The 18453-nt window shown below is 68.2% G+C and carries 21 protein-coding genes and 1 pseudogene; 10 read left to right on the top strand and 12 right to left on the bottom strand.

Annotated features, from left to right (window positions below; genetic code table 11):
* Positions 1-82 precede the first annotated feature (82 nt).
* Positions 83-1345, bottom strand: a complete 1263-nt coding sequence (locus AC1DSO_RS00900) for a polyhydroxyalkanoate depolymerase (RefSeq protein WP_477067038.1) — start codon at positions 1343-1345, stop codon at positions 83-85.
* 179 nt (positions 1346-1524) lie between these two features.
* Here AC1DSO_RS00900 and AC1DSO_RS00905 point away from each other — a divergent pair, with 179 nt between their 5' ends.
* Complete coding sequence (locus AC1DSO_RS00905) at positions 1525-1872, top strand: DUF2200 domain-containing protein (RefSeq protein ID WP_477067039.1); 348 nt, start codon at positions 1525-1527, stop codon at positions 1870-1872.
* Between the two features lie 240 nt (positions 1873-2112).
* Here the strand turns inward: AC1DSO_RS00905 and AC1DSO_RS00910 are convergent, their stop codons facing one another.
* Positions 2113-2703 (bottom strand): SCO family protein, encoded by a 591-nt coding sequence (locus AC1DSO_RS00910; protein WP_477067090.1) that lies wholly within the window; start codon positions 2701-2703, stop codon positions 2113-2115.
* Between the two features lie 74 nt (positions 2704-2777).
* Between AC1DSO_RS00910 and AC1DSO_RS00915 the strand changes: the two genes are divergently transcribed.
* Together AC1DSO_RS00915 and spdR are read left to right on the top strand one after the other, a co-directional pair.
* Positions 2778-4178 carry an ActS/PrrB/RegB family redox-sensitive histidine kinase gene (locus AC1DSO_RS00915; protein WP_477067040.1) on the top strand — a complete coding sequence of 467 codons (1401 nt, stop codon included), beginning with the start codon at positions 2778-2780 and terminating at the stop codon, positions 4176-4178.
* A 102-nt stretch (positions 4179-4280) separates the two neighbouring features.
* Complete coding sequence (gene spdR / locus AC1DSO_RS00920; RefSeq protein WP_047412123.1) at positions 4281-4838, top strand: stationary phase response regulator transcription factor SpdR; 558 nt, start codon at positions 4281-4283, stop codon at positions 4836-4838.
* Positions 4839-4959: 121 nt separating this feature from the next.
* Here spdR and AC1DSO_RS00925 read toward each other — a convergent pair whose 3' ends face one another.
* The 3 genes from AC1DSO_RS00925 to AC1DSO_RS00935 all read right to left on the bottom strand — a co-directional run bounded on the left by AC1DSO_RS00925 (position 4960) and on the right by AC1DSO_RS00935 (position 6920).
* Entirely contained in the window at positions 4960-5745 is a 786-nt protein-coding gene (locus tag AC1DSO_RS00925) for an SDR family oxidoreductase (protein WP_477067041.1), read from the bottom strand.
* 217 nt (positions 5746-5962) lie between these two features.
* Positions 5963-6250 (bottom strand): 4a-hydroxytetrahydrobiopterin dehydratase, encoded by a 288-nt coding sequence (locus AC1DSO_RS00930; RefSeq protein ID WP_477067042.1) that lies wholly within the window; start codon positions 6248-6250, stop codon positions 5963-5965.
* 28 nt (positions 6251-6278) lie between these two features.
* Positions 6279-6920, bottom strand: coding sequence for an HAD-IA family hydrolase (locus AC1DSO_RS00935; protein ID WP_477067043.1), 642 nt, complete (start codon positions 6918-6920; stop codon positions 6279-6281).
* A 149-nt stretch (positions 6921-7069) separates the two neighbouring features.
* Here AC1DSO_RS00935 and AC1DSO_RS00940 point away from each other — a divergent pair, with 149 nt between their 5' ends.
* From AC1DSO_RS00940 to AC1DSO_RS00955, 4 genes are all read left to right on the top strand, one after another.
* Positions 7070-7606 (top strand): hypothetical protein, encoded by a 537-nt coding sequence (locus AC1DSO_RS00940; RefSeq protein WP_477067044.1) that lies wholly within the window; start codon positions 7070-7072, stop codon positions 7604-7606.
* A 72-nt stretch (positions 7607-7678) separates the two neighbouring features.
* Positions 7679-7783, top strand: a complete 105-nt coding sequence (locus tag AC1DSO_RS00945) for a hypothetical protein (protein ID WP_082539908.1) — start codon at positions 7679-7681, stop codon at positions 7781-7783.
* A 169-nt stretch (positions 7784-7952) separates the two neighbouring features.
* Positions 7953-9929, top strand: coding sequence for an AsmA family protein (locus AC1DSO_RS00950; protein ID WP_477067091.1), 1977 nt, complete (start codon positions 7953-7955; stop codon positions 9927-9929).
* A gap of 43 nt (positions 9930-9972) precedes the next feature.
* Positions 9973-10731, top strand: coding sequence for an exonuclease domain-containing protein (locus AC1DSO_RS00955; protein WP_477067045.1), 759 nt, complete (start codon positions 9973-9975; stop codon positions 10729-10731).
* Between the two features lie 64 nt (positions 10732-10795).
* Here the strand turns inward: AC1DSO_RS00955 and AC1DSO_RS00960 are convergent, their stop codons facing one another.
* Together AC1DSO_RS00960 and AC1DSO_RS00965 are read right to left on the bottom strand one after the other, a co-directional pair.
* Positions 10796-11107: a hypothetical protein gene (locus AC1DSO_RS00960; RefSeq protein ID WP_047412265.1), complete on the bottom strand. Its 312-nt coding sequence runs from the start codon at positions 11105-11107 to the stop codon at positions 10796-10798.
* A gap of 135 nt (positions 11108-11242) precedes the next feature.
* Positions 11243-11376, bottom strand: a pseudogene (locus AC1DSO_RS00965) (hypothetical protein); the annotation flags it as partial.
* A 248-nt stretch (positions 11377-11624) separates the two neighbouring features.
* Here AC1DSO_RS00965 and AC1DSO_RS00970 point away from each other — a divergent pair.
* Positions 11625-11900: a YjhX family toxin gene (locus AC1DSO_RS00970; RefSeq protein WP_477067046.1), complete on the top strand. Its 276-nt coding sequence runs from the start codon at positions 11625-11627 to the stop codon at positions 11898-11900.
* Positions 11901-11921: 21 nt separating this feature from the next.
* Here the strand turns inward: AC1DSO_RS00970 and AC1DSO_RS00975 are convergent, their stop codons facing one another.
* From AC1DSO_RS00975 to AC1DSO_RS00995, 5 genes are all read right to left on the bottom strand, one after another.
* The gene (locus tag AC1DSO_RS00975; protein ID WP_477067047.1) at positions 11922-12191 is read right to left on the bottom strand and encodes an HPr family phosphocarrier protein; all 270 of its coding nucleotides are present in this window, start codon (positions 12189-12191) and stop codon (positions 11922-11924) included.
* A gap of 5 nt (positions 12192-12196) precedes the next feature.
* Positions 12197-12604 (bottom strand): PTS sugar transporter subunit IIA, encoded by a 408-nt coding sequence (locus AC1DSO_RS00980; RefSeq protein WP_047412150.1) that lies wholly within the window; start codon positions 12602-12604, stop codon positions 12197-12199.
* A gap of 75 nt (positions 12605-12679) precedes the next feature.
* Positions 12680-13126, bottom strand: coding sequence for an HPr kinase/phosphorylase (locus AC1DSO_RS00985; protein WP_477067048.1), 447 nt, complete (start codon positions 13124-13126; stop codon positions 12680-12682).
* Entirely contained in the window at positions 13123-14718 is a 1596-nt protein-coding gene (locus AC1DSO_RS00990; RefSeq protein WP_477067049.1) for an ATP-binding protein, read from the bottom strand. The genes AC1DSO_RS00985 and AC1DSO_RS00990 overlap by 4 nt, the downstream gene beginning before the upstream one ends.
* The gene (locus AC1DSO_RS00995; RefSeq protein ID WP_047412158.1) at positions 14693-15412 is read right to left on the bottom strand and encodes a response regulator transcription factor; all 720 of its coding nucleotides are present in this window, start codon (positions 15410-15412) and stop codon (positions 14693-14695) included. The genes AC1DSO_RS00990 and AC1DSO_RS00995 overlap by 26 nt, the downstream gene beginning before the upstream one ends.
* A gap of 237 nt (positions 15413-15649) precedes the next feature.
* Here AC1DSO_RS00995 and AC1DSO_RS01000 point away from each other — a divergent pair, with 237 nt between their 5' ends.
* Together AC1DSO_RS01000 and AC1DSO_RS01005 are read left to right on the top strand one after the other, a co-directional pair.
* Complete coding sequence (locus tag AC1DSO_RS01000; protein WP_477067050.1) at positions 15650-17347, top strand: hypothetical protein; 1698 nt, start codon at positions 15650-15652, stop codon at positions 17345-17347.
* A 462-nt stretch (positions 17348-17809) separates the two neighbouring features.
* Positions 17810-18334, top strand: coding sequence for a glycine cleavage system transcriptional repressor (locus AC1DSO_RS01005; protein ID WP_477067051.1), 525 nt, complete (start codon positions 17810-17812; stop codon positions 18332-18334).
* The last annotated feature ends 119 nt before the right edge of the window (positions 18335-18453 follow it).

An 18453-nucleotide genomic window follows, 5' to 3' on the forward strand; every position in this document is an offset into this window, starting at 1 on the left:
CCTGGCCGCAAGCGGCCTATTCTTACTTGAAGGGCCCCGGCCAACRGCCGGGGCTGGCTGCAAGCGTCTGTGACGCCTGGCCTCAAGCCTCTTCGGCGAAGTTCGGATCGCATTTGCGGATGAAGGCCCGCACGCGCGGATAGATCTCCTCGCGGAACCGGCGGCCGTTGAACACGCCGTAGTGGCCGACGTCGGGCTGCACATAGTCCAGCTTCAGATCCTCGGGGATGTTCGCGCACAGGCCGTGGGCGGCCTGGGTCTGGCCGATGCCGGAGATGTCGTCGTTCTCGCCCTCGACCGTCATCAGGCCGATGTCGGTGATCGCCTCGGGTTTCACCCGCTCGCCGCGATGCATCAGCTCGCCCTTGGGCAGCAGGTACTGCTGGAAGACGATGTCGATGGTCTGGAGGTAGAACTCTTCCGTCAGGTCCAGGACCGACAGATACTCGTCGTAGAACTCCAGGTGCTTGTCGGCGCTGTCGCCGTCGCCCTTCACCAGGTCGTTGAAGTAGCGGCGGTGGGCTTCCTGGTGGCGCTCGGCGTTCATGCTCATGAAGCTGGCCAGCTGGACGAAGCCCGGATAGACGCGCCGGCCCGCGCCCGGATAGGGCGGCGGCACGGTGTAGATCATGTTCGACTGGAACCAGGTGAACGGCTTTTCCTCGGCCAGCTGGTTGGTGACGGTCGGCGACAGGCGCGCGTCGATCGGCGAGCCCATGAAGGTCATGCTGGCCGGACGCGAAGGGTGGTTCTGCTCGGCCATCAGGGCGGCGGCGGCCAGGACCGGCGGCCCAGGCTGGCAGACGGCCACCACGTTCGGGCGCGGCCCCAGCACCGACAGCATCTGGATGATGTGGTCGATATAGTCGTGGAAGTCGAAGCGGCCTTCCAGCACCGAGACGTCACGGGCGTTGACCCAGTCGACGATGAAGACGGCGTGGTCGGGCAGGAACGCCTCGACCGTGCCGCGCAACAGGGTGGCGTAGTGGCCCGACAGTGGGGCGACGATCAGCACGGCCGGATCCAGCGAGAACTTGCCGGCCCGGCGCATGTCGGCCATGTCGCGGTCGAACTGGATGACCCGCGCCCAGGGGCTTTCCCAGACCACGGTCGGACGCACCCGGACGTCGACCTGGCCGACCTTGATCGAGTCGATGTTCCAGCGCGGCTTGCCGTAGCGGCGGGTGATGTTGGCGAACAGATCCGCGCCGGCGTGCATCCGCCGCCCGAGGGCCGAGTCCCCGGCCGGATTCAGCGGCGATCCCCAGAAGTTCCGGGCCGCCAGCGCCGCCAGGCGCATGGGAGTCGAGGCGTAATAGGCCGCCTCATGTAGGGCGTAGAGCATGGCGCACTCGCGATGTTGCATCGCAACATAGCACGTCGAAGCCTAAGGAAGTCCACTCTTTCACGACTTTTTGCGGCGCGGCACAGCGTCGCTTCACGTGGGGGTGGTAGCGCTCCCGTCCTTCGCGGCTTGGGTGGGCGGTGCTAACGGTGAACGCAGGCCCCAGCGGATCGATCGCGATGACCCACCGGATCTACACCACCAGCTTCGCCAGCGTTTATCCGCTTTACGTCGCCAAGGCGGAGCGGAAGGGCCGCACCCGGGCCGAGGTCGACGAGATCATCCTCTGGCTGACCGGCTTCACCTCGGAAGCCTTCCAGGCGCACCTCGCCGACAAGACCGACTTCGAGACCTTCTTCGCCCAGGCCCCCGCCCTGAACCCCGCGCGCGCCGAGATCAAGGGCGTGGTCTGCGGCGTCCGCGTCGAAGACATCGCCGATCCGCTGATGCGCGAGATCCGCTATCTCGACAAGCTCATCGACGAGCTGGCCAAGGGCAAGGCGATGGCGAAGATCCTGCGGGGGTGAGCGATCGGGCCTGTCGGAATTCATCTGGGCAGATACAGATCCCGCTGCCTTCCTGGGCCTTGTGCCCAGGATCCATGTTCGAGGCAGGTGCGGCCTCTTTGGATCTGTGCGGCCGAAAGACCGTGAACTCAGCCTCAATTCCGTTGAATCTGAACCCTGGGTCCTGGGCACAGGGCCCAGGAAGGCGGTGTGAGGTCGAGGCCTTTTCATGACCACTTCCAAGTCAGCCGCGACCGGCTCTCACCCCTCGCGCATCGCGTCCTTGACGCGGCGGGCGATCTCGTCGGGCGGCAGGTTGTAGGGGATCACCGTCTTGAAGCGGCCCTTGGGGTCCATCAGGTAGATCGCGGTCGAGTGGTCCATGGTGTAGCCCGGACCGTCGCCGACCTTGGCGTAATAGACCTTGTAGGCCTTGGCCGCCGCCGCGACCTGCTCCTGCGAGCCGGTCAGGCCGATCGTCGATTTCGGGACATAGTCGGCCGACAGATAGGTCTTCATCTGGGCGGCGGTGTCGCGGCCCGGATCTATCGAGATGAAGACGATCTGGAAGTCCTTGGCCTTGGGGCCCAATTGGTCGGTGGCCGCCGCCAGGCCCTGCAGCGTGCCGGGGCAGACGTCGGGGCAGTAGGTGAAACCAAAGAACACCGCGCTCCATTTCCCCTTCAGCCCCTTCTCCGTGGCCGGGGCCCCGTTCTGGTCGACCAGCTGGAACGGCCCGCCGACGGCGGCGGTCGGTTGCGACTTGAAGACGCCCGCGTTCCAGGCCAGCCCCGCCGTAACCGCGAGGCCGACCAGGCAGGCCAGGATCAGGACAAGGCGGTGACGCGGCATGTGCATTTCATCCTTTTACTCTTGCCCGATCTTTTACTCTCGCCACGCGCGAGAATATGGACAATCTTGCGGATATGGCTGACGTTTCGTTCGCTAGAGCGCCCGATGATCAACGTCACAAGGGGCTCGATAAGCCGGGCGAAGAACCGGCGCAAGACGACGCCTGGTCCTGGACCGCGCCTGGGCTTCGCCGTGGACGCTTAAGGGTTCGCACCCTGCTGGCCCAACGGTGGCTGTCGGTGGTGGGCCAGACCGCCGTCCTACTGGTCGCCGGCCTAGCGCTGAAACTGCAAGTCCCGTGGGCGCTGTGCTTCACCCTGATCGCCTTGGCGGCCTGGCTGAACGTGCTGCTGGGCCTGGCCTCCAGCGGCCAGCGCCTGGCCCGTGACGGCGAGGCCACCGCCCAGATCGCCTTCGACATCCTACAGCTGTCGGGCCTGCTGTACCTGACCGGCGGAGCGCTGAACCCGTTCTCGCTGCTGTTGATCGCCCCGGTGACTCTGGCGGCGGCCACCCTGCCGGCGCGCTATGCGATGGGCCTGGGGCTGCTGGCCATCCTGTCGTCGGTGATGCTGGCCCTGTTCCACATGCCGCTGCCGACCCTGGCCGGCGCCGCCCCGCCCGTCGGGCCCAGCCCGCTGATGCTATGGAGCATCGTCGCCGCACGGATCTTCGGCATCGTCATCACCGCCGCCTACGCTTGGCAGGCCGCCAGCGAGTCCGCGCGGATGGAGCTGGCCCTGAACGTCACCGAGACCGTGCTGGCCCGCGAACAGCGGCTGTCGGCCCTGGGCGCCCTGGCCGCGGCCGCCGCCCACGAGCTGGGCACGCCGCTGGCCACCATCTCGGTCGTTTCCCGCGAGATGGCCCGCAACGCCACCAGCGAGGAGGTCCGCGAGGACGCCGAACTGCTGATCGGCCAGGCCGCCCGCTGCCGCGAGATCCTGCAGCGCCTGACCGAAATGCCCGAGGCCACCGACGCGGTGCACGAGCGCATGAGCCTGGTCCAGCTGGTCCAGGACGTGATCGAGCCGCACATGGTGCACGGCATCCGGGTCGAGGCCGTGGTCAACGGTCCGTCCGGCGAGACCGCCCCCGACATCTGGCGGCGCCCAGAAATCATTCACGCCATGACCTCGATCGTCGAGAACGCCGTCGATTTCGCCCGCGGCGAGGTGATCGTCATCGCCCGCTTCGACGCCCGCTACATCGTCATCGAGGCTCGCGACGACGGCCCCGGCTTCTCGCCCGAGGTGCTGGCCAAGCTGGGCGAACCCTATGTGACCACCCGTCCGGGGGCGGAAGGGTCCCGCACCGGCCATATCGGCATGGGCCTTGGCTTCTTCATCGCCAAGACTCTTCTGGAACGAACCGGGGCGACCGTGGATTTCCGTAATGGACGCCGTGGCGGCGCGGTTGTTTCGGCGCGCTGGCCTCGGCCGGCGCTCGAAGCGCCCGGCTATACGGGGGCCTGATTTTGTTCGCGCGCAAGAGGGGGCTTGAGTCTTGTCCGCAAGCACGAAAGTATAGGTTGTTTATTGGCCTGCTGAGTATTGGCCCGGGGAGGGGCTGACTTCATGGCGGATATTGGCGAGCTGGTTTCGGCGCTGCCGGACAAGACACTGCTGCTGTTGGACGATGACGGACCCCTGCGGACCCGGCTCGGACGCGCGCTGGAGCAGCGTGGGTTCGAGGTGACGCTGGCCGCTTCCGTCGCCGAGGCCCTGACCATCCTGCGCGGGGCCGCACCGGCTCACGCCGTGCTGGACATGCGGCTGGAGGACGGTTCCGGCCTGAAGGTGGTCGAGGCGGTGCGTGACGCCCGGCCCGACGCCAAGGTCATCATGCTGACCGGCTATGGCAACATCGCCACCGCCGTGGCGGCCGTGAAGGCGGGGGTGGTCGACTATCTGTCCAAGCCCGCCGACGCCGACGACGTGGCCCGCGCCCTGCTGGCCGCCAAGGACGCCGCCCCGGTGCCGCCGGAAAACCCGATGAGCGCCGACCGCGTGCGGTGGGAGCACATCCAGCGCGTTTACGAGATGTGCGGCCACAACGTCTCGGAAACGGCGCGCCGGCTGAACATGCACCGGCGCACGCTGCAGCGGATTTTGGCGAAAAGAGCGCCGCGCTGACTTTTTCAGTGTCATCCCGGACGGCCTGAAAGGCCGATCCGGGACCGCCGGAAACGCCGGCGCATGCCGCGGTCCCGGCTCGGCGCGCTGACGCGCTTGGCCGGGATGACAGCCTCTACCGTCACATCGCCGAAATGCCGCCGTCGACCTTGATCTCGGCGCCGGTCATGAACTTGCTCTCGTCGCTGGCCAGGTAGAGAACCGCGTTGGCGATGTCGTTCGGCTCGCCGATGCGGCCCAGCGGCACCTGCCGCGCCAGTTTGGCGAAGGCCTCTTCCTTGCCGAACCGCGCCGAAAACCCGTCCAGGATCGGCGTGTCAATGAAGGTCGGGTGGATGGAGTTCGAGCGGATGTCGAGCTTCATCTTGGCGCAGTACAGCGCGATGTTCTTGCTGAGCAGCCAGACCGCCGCCTTGGAGGCGTTGTAGGCCGGTGAGTTGCCATTGGCGATCAAGCCGGCGATCGAGGAGAGGTTGATGATCGAGCCGGGCTGGTGGGCCCGCATGTGGGTCAGGGCGTGCTTGGCGCCCAGGAAGACCGAGTCGACATTGACCGACATCACCTTCTTCCAGAGGTCGAAATCCAGGCTCTCGATGGGCCCGTCACCGCCGATGCCGGCATTGTTGACCAGCACCGACAGGCCGCCCATGGCCTCCGAGGCCTTTTCCAGGATCTCGATCCACTGGTCTTCCTGGGTGACGTCCAGCTGATAGGCGAAGGCCGTGCCCGCCCCGTGCGCGGCGTTGATCTCGTCGGCCACGGCCTGGGCCCCGGCCAGGTTCAGGTCGGCCAGCGCGACCTTGGCGCCTTCCTTGGCCAGCATCCGGCCCGCCGCCGCGCCCAGCCCTTGAGCCCCGCCAGTGATGAAGGCCTTCTTGCCGGCGACCCGGCCCGTGCTCTGCGCCATTTGCGGCGTCCTCCCGATTATTTTTCAAACGGTAGTTTGAACCGGGATGGGGCGGGAGGGAAGAACTATGTGGAACGCCCCCTCCGTCACGATGCGTATCCGCATCGCGCCACCTCCCCCGCTTCGCAAGGGAGGAGGAAGCCGCCCCTCCTCACCCGTGAAACGGGGGAGGTGGATCGCCGCGAATACGCGGCGAGACGGAGGGGGCGTCCGGCGCTTACCCCGCCACCCCGTCCATGAACCTCGCCAACGTCACGTCCAGGTCCGTCACCCCGTCCGCGTCGTGCGTCGTCAGCAGCACCTCGACGCGGTTGTAGACGTTGAACCACTCCGGATGGTGGTCGAGCTTGTCGGCCATCAGGGCCACGCGGGTCATGAAGCCGAACGCCGCGTTGAAGTCGGCGAACCGATAAGTCTTGGCGATGGCGTCCTTGTGGTCCGGCGCGGCGCTCCAGCCGGAGAGCTGGGCGATCGCGGCGGCGGCGCCGATCCTGGGGCGGGACATGTTTCCTCCGAGGGAATCCGTTTCTCCCTCAGAACGCCAATCTTGTCGCTTCGGCAAGGTCGGCGAGCAGTTGGGCTTCGCTGGAGACCTTGATGGCGGTCATGCCCAGCGCCGCCGCCGGCTTGCAGTTGATCCCCAGGTCGTCGAGATAGACGCAGGCTTCCGGCGCGACGCCCAGCAGCGCGCACATCATCTGGTAGATGCGCGGGTCGGGCTTGCGGACGCCGGTCTTGGAGCTTTCGATCACCGCGTCGAACAGGGCCATGATCTCGCCGACCGCCAGGGCCTTGTCGGCGTTCTGGGCCATGCCGGGCCCGTGGCCGGTCGGGACGTTGTTGGTGATGCAGCCGACCTTGAACCGCGCCTTGCAGGCCCTCAGCGCATCCACGACCCTGGGCCGCAGATCGCCGTACAGCAGCGGCAGGACCTCGGCGCCGCGCACGGCATGGCCCCGCCGCGTGGCCTCCGCGAGGAACAGGGTATCGAAGGCGGCGGCGTCGATCTCGGCCCGCTCGAACCGGGCCCAGGCGTTGGCGTCCGGATCGGCGGCGTTGACCGCGCGGATGAAGTTCTCGGGCAGGCCCCGCGCGATCTCGTAGCGGCGGAAGGCCTCGAATGGCGAGGTGGTGAACACGCCGCCGAAGTCCCAGATCACCGCCTCGATCGCCATCGCCGCCCCCTCGAACAGTTGTTTGACTAGACGCTAGCCGCGCGGAACGGCGAGGGAAAGCGAAAGTCCATGGTGACGCTCGCGCGACGGGCGAAACCATGCTCACCTCCGCGCCGTTAGTGTTTTGTTAACGCTCTCCGGAGCCGCCCATGTCGTTTCTTCGCCCGCTTACCGTCCTCGCCCTTGCCGCCGCCAGCCTGGCGGCCGCGCCCGTCACGGCCGGATCGCGCCAGGGCGGCGTCGGCCTGCCGATGGATCCGGAGCTGCTGCCGGCCAATTCGGGACCCGGCGACTGCGTCACGCGACGCGTGACCGGCCCGGGCGGCGCCTATCGCTGGGACCGCGTCGAATGCGACCCCGATCGCGACTGGGCCCATTACGACCAGTGGGGCTACGGCCGCGGCCGGCTCGAGGTCGAGACGCGCCGCGACGAGGGGCTGCTCGGCGGCCCGCCCCGTTACAATTTTGACGCCGGCGACCGCTATGGCGAACGGCGACAGCACGACGCCCGCTACGAACAACGGGTCGAGGAATACGAACACGAGAGAGTCCGCGCATATGGCGACGGCTATGACCAGGGTCGTGGGGGCCCGGTCGACAGCTATGCGTCGTCCTATGCGTACGGTTACGTCGCCGCGGGCCGCGACGAAGCCGGTTACCTGATCTGGCCCGGAAAGAGGCCTTAGCCCGATCCGGGTGGCGCCGCCCTTGCGCCGGACGTGGAGACACGCACCAAAATGGGACGGGGGAAACTAACCATGCGCACACCGAGCCGACCGCTCTTCAAGATCTATGAACTGGTGGCCATCGCCATCTTCGTGGTGGCCGCGGCCGCCGTCAGCAGCATCGGGCTGGTGTACTGACGCGGTCCGCCTAGCGGCCACCTAGCGCCAAATTGGAACGGGACTGCCGGCCCCATGCGTTACGCAGGGATCAACCGGAGCCACGATCCTGTCGACCGCCGACGCCATCCTCGAGCCCAGGCCGCCTCGGAAGCCCTTCCGTAGGCCGTCGCGCCGCGCCCTGATCGGCATCGGCGCGGCCCTGGCGCTGGTCGCGGCGGTCGTGGCCTTCCTGGTGATCTTCGACTGGAACTGGCTGCGCGGCCCGGTCGGCCGCTACGCCTCGGCCCAGATGCAGCGCGAGGTGGCGATCACCGGCGACCTGCGGGTCCATCCCTGGTCGTTCTCGCCCAAGGTCGAGGCCTATGGCGTCCGGATCGGCCAGCCGGCCTGGGCCAGGACGGTCGATCCCGATCCGTCGCCGATGGCCCGCGTCCAGCGGATCGCCTTCCAGGTCAAGATCCTGCCGCTGCTGCGCGGCCAGATGATCCTGCCGTTCCTGGCCATCGACAAGGCCGACGTGCGCCTGCTGCGCGCCCAGGACGGCAAGGCCAACTGGACGTTCGGAGCCCGCAAGACCGACCAGCCGCTGAAGCTGCCGGCCATCCAGCGCTTCGTGATCAATGACGGGGCCCTGCGGGTGGACGACCGCCAGCGCGGCGCCTTGTTCGTCGGGACGGTCAACGCCCAGGAGCGGGCCGGCGAGCGCGGCGGCCGTTTCGTGCTGGAGGGCAAGGGCAGCCTGAACCGGTCGGCCTTCGTCGCCCAGGTCACCGGCGGACCGCTGCTGAACATCTCGCCCGACCGCCCCTATCCGTTCGACGCCGAGATCCGCGCCGGCTCGACCCGCATCACCGCCGAGGGCCAGGTCAACAAGCCGTTCGACCTGGGCCGGCTGGAGACCCAGCTGACGGTGTCGGGCGCCGACCTGAACCGCCTGCACGACCTGACCGGCCTGACCCTGCCCAACACCCCGCCCTATCGCGTCTCGGGCCATCTGGTCCGCAAGGGCCTGCGCTACGACTTCGAGAAGATGACCGGCCGGGTCGGCGACAGCGACATCGCCGGCGACCTGTTCGTGCTGACCGGGCGCGAGCGGCCGTATCTGGAGGCCGACCTGCGCTCGCGACGCCTGGACTTCGACGACCTGGGCAGCCTGGTCGGCGCCGCCCCGGCCACCGGGCGCGGCGAGACCGCCTCGGCCGGCCAGAAGGTCGAGGCCGCCCAGCGCGACGCCACCCAGCGCCTGCTGCCCGACGCCACCCTGCAGGTCGAGCGCGTGCGGGCCATGGACGCCAAGGTCAGCTACCGGGCCGACACGGTGAACGCCCCCAACCTGCCGCTACGCAAGGTCAGCCTGGAGCTGGCCCTGGACAAGGGCGTGCTGACCATGGACCCGCTGGCCTTCACCTTCTCGCGCGGCGATCTGAAGGGAAAGGTGCGCCTGGACGCCCGGCCCAAGGTTCCGCGCACCGATGTCGACCTGCGCCTGACCAATGCTCGTCTGGAGGATTTCATCCCGATCCAGAGCGGCGGCAAGCCGGCCATCGAGGGCGCGGTCATGGCGCGCGCCAAGCTGTCGGGCTTCGGCAACAGCGTCCATCGCGCCGCCGCCAGCGCCGACGGCTCGATGACCCTGGTCGCGCCGCGCGGTCAGATCCGCCAGGCCTTCGCCGAGCTCTTGGGCGTCAACGCCTCCAAGGGCCTGATCCTGCTGCTGTCCAAGAGCGAGAAGGAAACGCCGGTGCGCTGCGCCGTGGCCGATTTCGACGTCAAGAACGGCGTGATGACCACGCACCACCTGGTGGCCGACACCGGCGTGGTGTTGGCGCGCGGTCGCGGGACGATCAATCTCGAAACCGAGCGGATGGACTTCCGCATCGAGGGCGACAGCAAGAAGCCGCGTTTGGTGCGGCTGTTCATCCCGATCACCATCAAGGGCCCGTTCATGGCCCCGAAGATCGGCCTGGACCCCAGCAAGGCCGTCGGCCAGGGCGGCATCGCCGCAGCCCTGGGCTCGATCATCAACCCGTTGGCGGCCCTGCTGCCCTTCATCACCGCCGGCGAGGCCAAGGACGCCGACTGCKCGGGCCTGGTCAGCGACGCCCGCCAGCAAGGCGCGCCGGTGAAGGTAGCCCAGACCACCCCGGCCAAGCCGAAGAAGTAGCAGCGCCTCCAGGCCGTTTGGACCCGAGGCCGCCGACGACCATATGTCCTTGATGTCGTCGCCCCGCATCCGCGTCATCGACCTCGAGACCGCCGGCAATGGCCCGCATGAGGTCTGCGAGATCGGCTGGCAGGACGTGATCCAGGACCCCGACGGCCGCTGGAGCGTCGCCGAGGCGCGCGGCGCGCTGCTGGTCAATCCCGGTCGGCCGATCCCGCCCGAGACCATGGCGATCCATCACATCATCGACGCCGACGTGGCCGGCGCGCCGTTCTGGAAGGACGCCGCGCCCGGCGTGCTGCGCCCTGACGGCGGCGTCCAGGCCCTGGCCGCCCATCGCGCGGCGTTCGAGCAGCGCTACTGCACGCCCCGCTTCACGGGCGGCGCGCCCTGGATCTGCACGTGGAAATGCGCCCTGCGGCTGTGGCCGAATCTGGCGAGCTTTTCCAACCAGATGCTGCGCTATCAGCGAAATCCCGAGGGCCTGGTGCGCGAACTGGGCCTGCCGGCGCATCGGGCCCTGCCCGACGCCTATGTCACCGCCCACCACCTGCGCGACATGCTGAACGCGGTGTCCTTGGAGCAACTGCTGGCCTGGAGCCGCGAGCCGGGCCTGCTGCCGCGCGTGCCGGCCGGGCCCGAGCGCGGCAAGGCCTGGGATCGGCTCGCTCCGGAGACGCTGCGGACACTGGCCCAGGAGCGCGACGTCAATATCCGCTTCAGCGCCGAGACCGAACTGCGCCGGCGAGGGCTGGTCGGCGAACCCGAGACCGTCGAGCCGGCCCAGCGAAACTTGCTCTAGAAACGCGAAAGCCCCCGCCGGCGGAACCGGCGGGGGCTTGCTTCGAGAAGCAGACGCGTAAGACTTACGCGCCGCCCGGGAAGCGGAAGGGGACCTTCACGGCGCCGGTCTTGGCGCCCATCGGCAGCTTTTCGGCGATGCACATGGCGGCCTTGTCGAAGCCCTTACCAGCCGCGCTGTTGTCGACGACCTTGCAGTCCGACAGCTTGCCGGCGTCGGCGGTGCATTCCAGCATCACCTGAGCGGCGTCGCGGGTGTTGGCGAACTGCTGCAGGCAGCGGCCCATTTGGTCTTCGAAACCGCCGGCGGCCGACGCGGCCTGAGCGACGAAGAAGCTGCCGGCGATACCCGCGGCGATCGCGATCGAGAATTTCATGCCCACCCGTTCCTTGTTTTGGCGAACCAATCTGATGGGCACGTTCTCGCAGCTGCGAACTAAGGAACTGCCAAGGTTCGCGGTTAATGATTTCCGAAAATGCTTAACCGTGATGAGTGTGATTTGCCGGATCACAGCGCCCCCTCCGTCACGCTGCGTATCCGCAGCGCGCCACCTCCCCCGTTTCACGGGTGAGGAGGAAACCCTCCTCCCCTGCGCAGCGGGGGAGGTGGATCGGCGCGAATACGCGACGAGACGGAGGGGGCGCTAAGGCCGAACCGCTTGAGCTCCGCGCCAACTTCCCCCATCCTTCCCGCACCAACCTCTCTTGTGTGGTTCATGTCCGAGATTGTGCGTGAGGTCCGGGCCTAACAGGCTCCGAACCTCGGTTCGAAAGTCGCTAGGCCCGTTCCGCCCGCGCGCTCCGCTCTGGGTGTGACGAGTCACGTCCAGACTTGAGGGTCTCCAGGAGACCCGGAGACGCGCGTTCACGCGCCTCGATCTCTCGGACAATCCCTTGAACATTCCCAAACCGCAGCAACGGACGCTGCACGCCCTGGCTCAGGGCGGCCATATCGAACTCGAACACGACGAAAAAGGCCGGATCACCTCGGCCGAATGTGTCACCCGCGACGGTTGGCGGCTCACCGACTGCACGGTTGGCGTCTTCCAGTCGCTAAAGCGCAAGCGGCTGATCGCCAGCCAGGACGGCGGGCCCTACCGGATCACCCGGCTGGGTCTGAGCAACCTGCGCGCCCAGCTCGACAACCGGGTGGGGGCGAAGGCGTGGTGATCAGAGACTTTCCGATGCGCCCTAGCGCTCTTCGTCGAACCGGTTGGCCACCAGCTCGCACAACGCCTCGACGGCGGAGCCGGCTTCGGGGCCCTCGGCGGAGATGTCGATGGTCGAGCCGATGCCGGCCGCCAGCATCATCAGGCCCATGATCGAGCGGGCGTCGACGGACGAACCATCGCGGCTGACCGTCACCTCGGCGTCGAAACCGGACGCCATTTTCACGAACTTGGCCGAGGCCCGGGCGTGCAATCCCCGCTCGTTGACGATCTCGACCGTTCGTGAGGCCATGCCCGTTACTTTTCTCCGGCGAGCACGTAGGAGGCCACGGAGATGTACTTGCGTCCAGCCTCCTGGGCGTGGGCGACGCAGGCCTGCAGGGTCTCGCGCTGGCGCACGCTGGCCAGCTTGATCAGCATCGGCAGGTTGAGGCCGGCGATGACCTCGGCCTTGGTCTGCTCCATCACCGAGATGGCCAGGTTGCTGGGCGTGCCGCCGAACATGTCGGTCAGCAGGATGACGCCGTCGCCGCTCTCGTCGACGGCGGCGCAAGCCTTCAGAATGTCCGAACGGCGACGTTCCATGTCGTCTTCCGGGCCGATGCAGATCGCCTTCACGGCGGCCTGCGGGCCCACGACATGCTCCATGGCGGAAACGAATTCTTCCGCCAGACGCCCGTGCGTCACAATCACGAGCCCGATCATGCCTGTTGTCTCAAACGGGATCCCCATACCCATCGCGACCGGGAGAGCGTCGCGCGGGCGGCCTTGATACGCCCGTTAGGATGCGACTCCAAGAGACTGCATCATGCGTCGGATTTTCGCCGGCGCGGCGGGTTCTCGCGGCCACAGGTCGAAGACGGGGAGAGAAACGCCGGCGATCGTCTCGGCGCGCGGATCGGGCAGGCGTTCGACCGCGTCCGGGCTCTCGACGCAGCGGACGAGCATGACGATCTCGGCGAAGGGCAGGGCGTCGGCGGCGACCACGCCCAGGCCGCGGACTTCGATCAGGCCGGCCAGCGGCTCGGGCGCCTTGCCCCACAGCCGCCCGCTGGAGACGAACACCACCGTATGGTCGTCGGCCACCAGCCGGAAGCCGGCGTCGAGGGCGCGCAAGGCCAGGTCGCTCTTGCCCGCGCCCGACGGCCCCTCGATCAGGACGCCGCGCCAGAAGCCGGCGTGGCGCAGGGCGATCAGGCCGGCATGACGGATGTTCGACTCGCTCATGCGTGGGCGTCCGGCAGGTCGACGACAAAGCGGGCGCCGATCACCGCGCCGCTCATATCCTTGCGATTCTCGGCCCGAATCACGCCGCCGTGCGCCTCGACGATCTGGCGGGCGATCGACAGGCCCAGGCCCGAATTGCTCCCGAACGCCCGGCCCTTGGGGCGCGAGGTATAGAAGCGTTCGAAGATGGTCTCGAGATTGTCAGGCGGGATGCCAGGGCCGTCGTCCTCGACAGTGGCGATCAGGCGGCTGCGGGCGCGCACCAGGCTGATCCTCACCTCGCCGTTGGCCGGGCTGAACGAGCGGGCATTGTCGACCAGGTTGCGGAACACCTGGCCGATCGGCGTCTCGCGGGCCAGGACCACCGCCGGATGGGCCGGGTCGGCGACGTGCAGGCTGACCCGCACGCTGCCCGGCGCATCGCCGGGGCGCAGCTGGGCTTCGTAGAGGCTGACCACCTCGGCCAGCAGGCGGTTGAGATCCAGGGCCTTGGGGTGCTCGCGCGACAGCTCCGCGTCCAGGCGCGAGGCGTTGGAGATGTCGGTGACCAGGCGGTCCAGCCGGTTGACGTCCTGTTGCAGGATGGCCAGCAGCCGGGCCCGGGCGGCGGGTTCGGTGACGATGTCCAGGGTCTCGATCGCCGAGCGGATCGAGGTCAGCGGGTTCTTGATCTCGTGGGCCACGTCGGCGGCGAAGCGCTCGATGGCGTCCATGCGCTCGGACAGCGAATGAGTCATGTCCTCCAGCGAGCGCGACAGGTCGCCCAGTTCGTCGCGGCGGCGGGCCAGGTCGGGCAGGGAGATGGCGCGCGCGCCTTGCAACCGCACATGGTCGGCGGCCCGGGCCAGGCGCTGGACGGGCACGGCGATCAGCCGGTGCAGCAGCACGCTGGAGATCAGGATCGCGGTCATGGCCACCACGATGAACGGCAGCAGGGCCTTGCGCTCGGCCGAGATGATCTCGTCGACGTCGCCGGCCTCCAGGGTCAGGACGCCCAGGACGGCCCGGACGTGCTGGATCGGGATCGACACCGACACCACCCGCTCGCCGTCCTCGGAGACGCGGGTGCCGGCCACGGGGCGCCCCTTCATGGCGCGGGCGATTTCGTCGGCCAAGGCCTGACGGGCGCGTTCGGCGCGGGCCTGCTCGCGTGGGGTCTTGCGCGGCCCGTCGGTCTGGCCCGGCTTGCGCGCCGGGGGCAGCACCTTCCAGTCGACGCGGTCGGCGACCACGAACGAATCGGCCAGCGCCTTGCCCTGGGCGTCGAACAGCCGCGCCCGCTGCGAGCGCGGAATGAACAGCACCTGCAGGATCTGGCTGGCGGTGTAGGGATCCAGGGCCGGTTCGGGCTCGCCCACCGTCGCCGACTGGTCGATGACATTGGCGATCAGCTCGCCCTGGGTGGTCAGGCTGTCGATGCGGGCGTTGATCAAGCCGCTGCGCAGCTCGTTCAGTACGAGGGCCCCGACGACCACGATCGTCAGGGCCAGCACGTTCAGGATGACGATCAGCCGCCCCAGCCGAGACCCGCGCGGCCAGCGCAGGCGTCGCCAGAGCGGAGGGCGATCAGGATTCGCGGTAACGATAGCCAACGCCGTACAGGGTCTCGATGGAGTCGAATTCCGGATCGACCTGACGGAACTTCTTGCGCATGCGCTTGATGTGGCTGTCGATCGTGCGGTCGTCGACATAGACCTGATCGTCGTAGGCGGCGTCCATCAGGTTGTCGCGGCTCTTCACGAAGCCGGGGCGCTGGGCCAGGGCCTGCAGCAGCAGGAACTCGGTGACGGTCAGGCGCACCGGCCGGCCGTCCCACAGGCTGTCGTGGCGGGCCGGGTCGAGGGTCAGCTTGCCGCGCTTCATGACCTTGGAGCCCGCCGCGGCGGCGGCCGAGCCGGCCATCGGGGCCAGGTCCTCGTCGTCCGGCCGGGCGCGGCGCAGCACGGCCTTGACCCGCTCCAGCAGCAGGCGCTGGCTGAACGGCTTGTGCATGTAGTCGTCGGCGCCGAGGTTGAAGCCGAGGATCTCGTCGATCTCGTCGTCCTTGGACGTCAGCATGATCACCGGGATCTCGGACGTCTGGCGCAGGCGGCGCAGCACTTCCATGCCGTCCATGCGCGGCATCTTCACGTCGAGGATAACCAGGTCCGGCGGGCTGGCCTCGACGGCCTCGAGACCCGAGGCTCCGTCGTAATAGGCCTTCACCGCATGGCCGTGGCTTTCCAGCGCCAGCGAGACCGAGGCGACGATGTTCTCGTCATCGTCAATGAGCGTGATGGCGGCCATCTATTCGATCTTGTCCTTCGCCTTCGAGATCAGCGGACCTTATCGATCCGCCGACGCAGCTTCAACGCGCGGCGCGGTAAAGCTTTCCCTGGTTCTCAGTGCGCTTTACGGCCCCAGAAAGGCGCCTTTGGGGCGTCTTGGTCCCAGGAACGTATCAGCACACCGCCGGCGCGCGCCGCCTCAACCTCACCTTAAGGTCTTATATCCCATAGTCGATGCTCCTGGAGCGGGTCGGGCATGAGCCAAGTCCATTACGAGCTTTTTGTCCGGCGGAAAGTCGGCGCGCAGTGGACGCTCGAGATCGCCTCGGAAAACCGCGCCCACGCGTTGCAGACGGCCGAGGACGTCCTGGAGCAGGGCCGCGCCGTCGCCGTGCGCGTCAGCAAGGAAACGCTCGACACCGACACCGGCGAATACAAGTCGATCGCCATCTTCACCAAGGGCATGGTCGACGGCGGCAAGCCGAAGAAGGATGTCGAGGAGCGTGATCCGCTCTGCATCCAGCCGGCCGACCTCTATACCGCCCACGCCCGCGACCGCATCGGCCGCCTGCTGGAAGGCTGGCTGGCGCGGCACAAGGCCACCCCGTTCGAACTGCTGCACCGCCCGGACCTGGTCGAGCAGCTGGAAGCGTCCGGCACCGACCTGCAGCACGCCCTGCAGAAGATCGCCATTCCGGAAGCCGAAGCGCGCGGCCAGTCCGTCCACGAGATCATCCGCCACTTCCAGGGCCTGGTCGAACGCACCGTCGCCAACCTGATGAAGGCCTTCAAGAAGGGGGCCCTGCCGGATCTCGACAAGGAAGGCTTCGCCAAGGCGGCTGAGCGCCTGGTCGCCGACCCCGACCGCCACTTCCTGCTGGGCGCCGGCGTCGCCGCCTCGATCGCCCCCGCCACCAGCTGGTCGGACAAGATCGCCCGCCTGCTGGACCTGGCCGACGCCGCGCCGGAGGAACCGCGCGCCCGCGCCGCCGCCCTGGGCGCAATCGAGCAGCCCCTGGCCGAGATCATCGGCTCGCGGGCCGGCATGGCCGACCTGCTCGAAACCAAGGACGACCTGGGCTCGACCCTGGCGGCCATGACCCGCATGACCGGCGGCAACGCGGTCGAGGCCCTGATCCGGATCGAAAGCGGCGTCCGCAACTGCATGCCGGAGCTGTCGGGCACCGCCCGTCGCCTCAGCGTCTGGCTGTCCGGCGACGATTTCCCGACCGTCCGCAAGGCCATCGCCGAGCGCGTGCTGACCGAGCTGAACGGCGTGCGCCGCCTGAAGCCAGCCGACGCCGAGGCCGAGATCGAGTTCCTGCGCGCCCTGGCCATGAGCCTGACGGCCGCCGCCGGCCGCATCCTGCAGGCCGAGGATATCCAGGTCGCCTTCACGACCCGCTCCAAGACCCTGCTGAACGGCGACTTCATCGAAGCGCTGCTGGGCCGCGACCGGTCGTCCCACGAAGAGATCAAGATGCTGATCCGCCTGGCCGAGAACGTCATGGGCGCGGTCAACAAGCGCAACGCCGCCCGCTGGCTGAACGCCAATATCAGCGCCATGCGCTTCGAAAAGGAATTGCGCCAAGGCCCGGACTCGCCGGTCGCCAAGCTCAGCCAGCTGGCCGGCCTGCAACGGTCGGTGACCCGCTCGGGCCTGGTGCGCGAGGACTACGAGCCCCTGTGCGTCAAGCTCGGCGACATCGGCGCCCTGATCGAGGCCGACTCGCGCCTGCTGGCCATGCTGGTCCGCGCGCCGGCCCCGCTGCCGCACCGCCTGCAACTGCTGGCCAAGCTGGCCATGGGCGAGTCCGGCCCGACCGGTCCGGTGGCCGACAAGGCCCGAGCCGAAGCGCTGAAACTGGCCCGCGACCCCAGTTCGCGCGAACAGCTGGCCGGATCGCCGCAGACCATGGACCTGATCAAGACGCTGGTCGGCAAGGCGGCCTAGGGGCGGTTGTCCGCTGAGGATGACGAGCCGGCGTTGAGAACGCCGCGCCCAATTTCCCTCTCTCTAAGAGAGAGGGAGGGGCCCGCCGCGAAGCGGTGGGAGGGTGAGTGGTTTCACCGCTGGCCGGGAAACCCAAGTCTACTGAGTTGGCTCTCCAAACTCCGACTTCCCCGGCGAAGGTCGGGGTTCAGATCGAACCCACCAACGCCTGTGATCTCGCCCGATCGGTGGATCGCAAACACCCCAAATACTCAGGATGAATCTGGGCCCCGACCTTCGCCAGGGAGGTCGGGAAAAGAGCGCCTCGTTCGGTGAGACCGTAACCACTCACCCTCCCACCGCCTACGGCGGCGGGCCCCTCCCTCTCTCTAAGAGAGAGGGATCTCGCCCCCTCCCGCATTGACGCCGCCAACCGCCCGTGGCTCGTTCGCTCCCACCAAAATCCACGTGCGAGAGCGTCCCATGGCCACCCTGATCTTGAGCGTCGTCGGCAGCGACCGGCCCGGCCTGACCCAGGCGCTGGCGCGGGCGGTGTTCTCGGCCGGCGGCAACTGGCTGGAGAGCCATCTCAGCCGGCTGGGCGGGCTGTATGTGGGTTCGGTGCTGGTCGAGCTGGGCGCCGGCGACGTCGAGCACCTGCGCGCGGCCGTCGGCGAGGTGGACGCCCAGGGGCTGGAGGTGCGCATCGCGCCGGCGGTCGAGAGCGCCAGCGCTTCGGGCGAGGTGGTCCGCTTCAGCCTGGTCGGCCAGGATCAGCCAGGCATCGTGCACCAGGTGACGGGCGTCCTGAGCAGCCTCGGCGCCAATATCGAGGCATTCGACACCCGGCTCGGCATCGAGCCGCATTCCGGCGCGCCGCTGTTCCACATGGACGCGCGCCTGCGCCTGCCGCCGACGCTGCGGGCCGACACCGTCCAGGCGGCGCTGGAAGCGATCTCGGCCGAGATCATGGTCGACGTCGCCCTGGCTCCGGCCGAGAGCGATTGAGGGGGTGGTTTCGCCGGTTTCCAGCTGATCGCGCCGATCAACGGCGGGCTGGTGGAGCACTCTTCCGAAGTAAAATTTCGCGTCATCCCGGCCGAAGCGCAGCGTAGAGCCGGGACCCA

The sequence above is a fragment of the Caulobacter sp. P4_E5 genome (assembly GCF_056401555.1).

What these genes read in the sequence shown, in the direction of transcription:
- AC1DSO_RS00960 (WP_047412265.1), bottom strand. Translation starts at nt 11,107, where the DNA reads ATGAAATTCTCGATCGCGATCGCCGCGGGTATCGCCGGCAGCTTCTTC.
- AC1DSO_RS00935 (WP_477067043.1), bottom strand. Translation starts at nt 6,920, where the DNA reads ATGGCGATCGAGGCGGTGATCTGGGACTTCGGCGGCGTGTTCACCACC.
- AC1DSO_RS00910 (WP_477067090.1), bottom strand. Translation starts at nt 2,703, where the DNA reads ATGCCGCGTCACCGCCTTGTCCTGATCCTGGCCTGCCTGGTCGGCCTC.
- spdR (WP_047412123.1), top strand. Translation starts at nt 4,281, where the DNA reads ATGGCGGATATTGGCGAGCTGGTTTCGGCGCTGCCGGACAAGACACTG.
- AC1DSO_RS00945 (WP_082539908.1), top strand. Translation starts at nt 7,679, where the DNA reads ATGCGCACACCGAGCCGACCGCTCTTCAAGATCTATGAACTGGTGGCC.
- AC1DSO_RS01000 (WP_477067050.1), top strand. Translation starts at nt 15,650, where the DNA reads ATGAGCCAAGTCCATTACGAGCTTTTTGTCCGGCGGAAAGTCGGCGCG.
- AC1DSO_RS00985 (WP_477067048.1), bottom strand. Translation starts at nt 13,126, where the DNA reads ATGAGCGAGTCGAACATCCGTCATGCCGGCCTGATCGCCCTGCGCCAC.
- AC1DSO_RS00955 (WP_477067045.1), top strand. Translation starts at nt 9,973, where the DNA reads ATGTCCTTGATGTCGTCGCCCCGCATCCGCGTCATCGACCTCGAGACC.
- AC1DSO_RS00905 (WP_477067039.1), top strand. Translation starts at nt 1,525, where the DNA reads ATGACCCACCGGATCTACACCACCAGCTTCGCCAGCGTTTATCCGCTT.
- AC1DSO_RS01005 (WP_477067051.1), top strand. Translation starts at nt 17,810, where the DNA reads ATGGCCACCCTGATCTTGAGCGTCGTCGGCAGCGACCGGCCCGGCCTG.
- AC1DSO_RS00980 (WP_047412150.1), bottom strand. Translation starts at nt 12,604, where the DNA reads ATGATCGGGCTCGTGATTGTGACGCACGGGCGTCTGGCGGAAGAATTC.
- AC1DSO_RS00925 (WP_477067041.1), bottom strand. Translation starts at nt 5,745, where the DNA reads ATGGCGCAGAGCACGGGCCGGGTCGCCGGCAAGAAGGCCTTCATCACT.
- AC1DSO_RS00940 (WP_477067044.1), top strand. Translation starts at nt 7,070, where the DNA reads ATGTCGTTTCTTCGCCCGCTTACCGTCCTCGCCCTTGCCGCCGCCAGC.
- AC1DSO_RS00995 (WP_047412158.1), bottom strand. Translation starts at nt 15,412, where the DNA reads ATGGCCGCCATCACGCTCATTGACGATGACGAGAACATCGTCGCCTCG.
- AC1DSO_RS00900 (WP_477067038.1), bottom strand. Translation starts at nt 1,345, where the DNA reads ATGCTCTACGCCCTACATGAGGCGGCCTATTACGCCTCGACTCCCATG.
- AC1DSO_RS00915 (WP_477067040.1), top strand. Translation starts at nt 2,778, where the DNA reads ATGGCTGACGTTTCGTTCGCTAGAGCGCCCGATGATCAACGTCACAAG.
- AC1DSO_RS00975 (WP_477067047.1), bottom strand. Translation starts at nt 12,191, where the DNA reads ATGGCCTCACGAACGGTCGAGATCGTCAACGAGCGGGGATTGCACGCC.
- AC1DSO_RS00930 (WP_477067042.1), bottom strand. Translation starts at nt 6,250, where the DNA reads ATGTCCCGCCCCAGGATCGGCGCCGCCGCCGCGATCGCCCAGCTCTCC.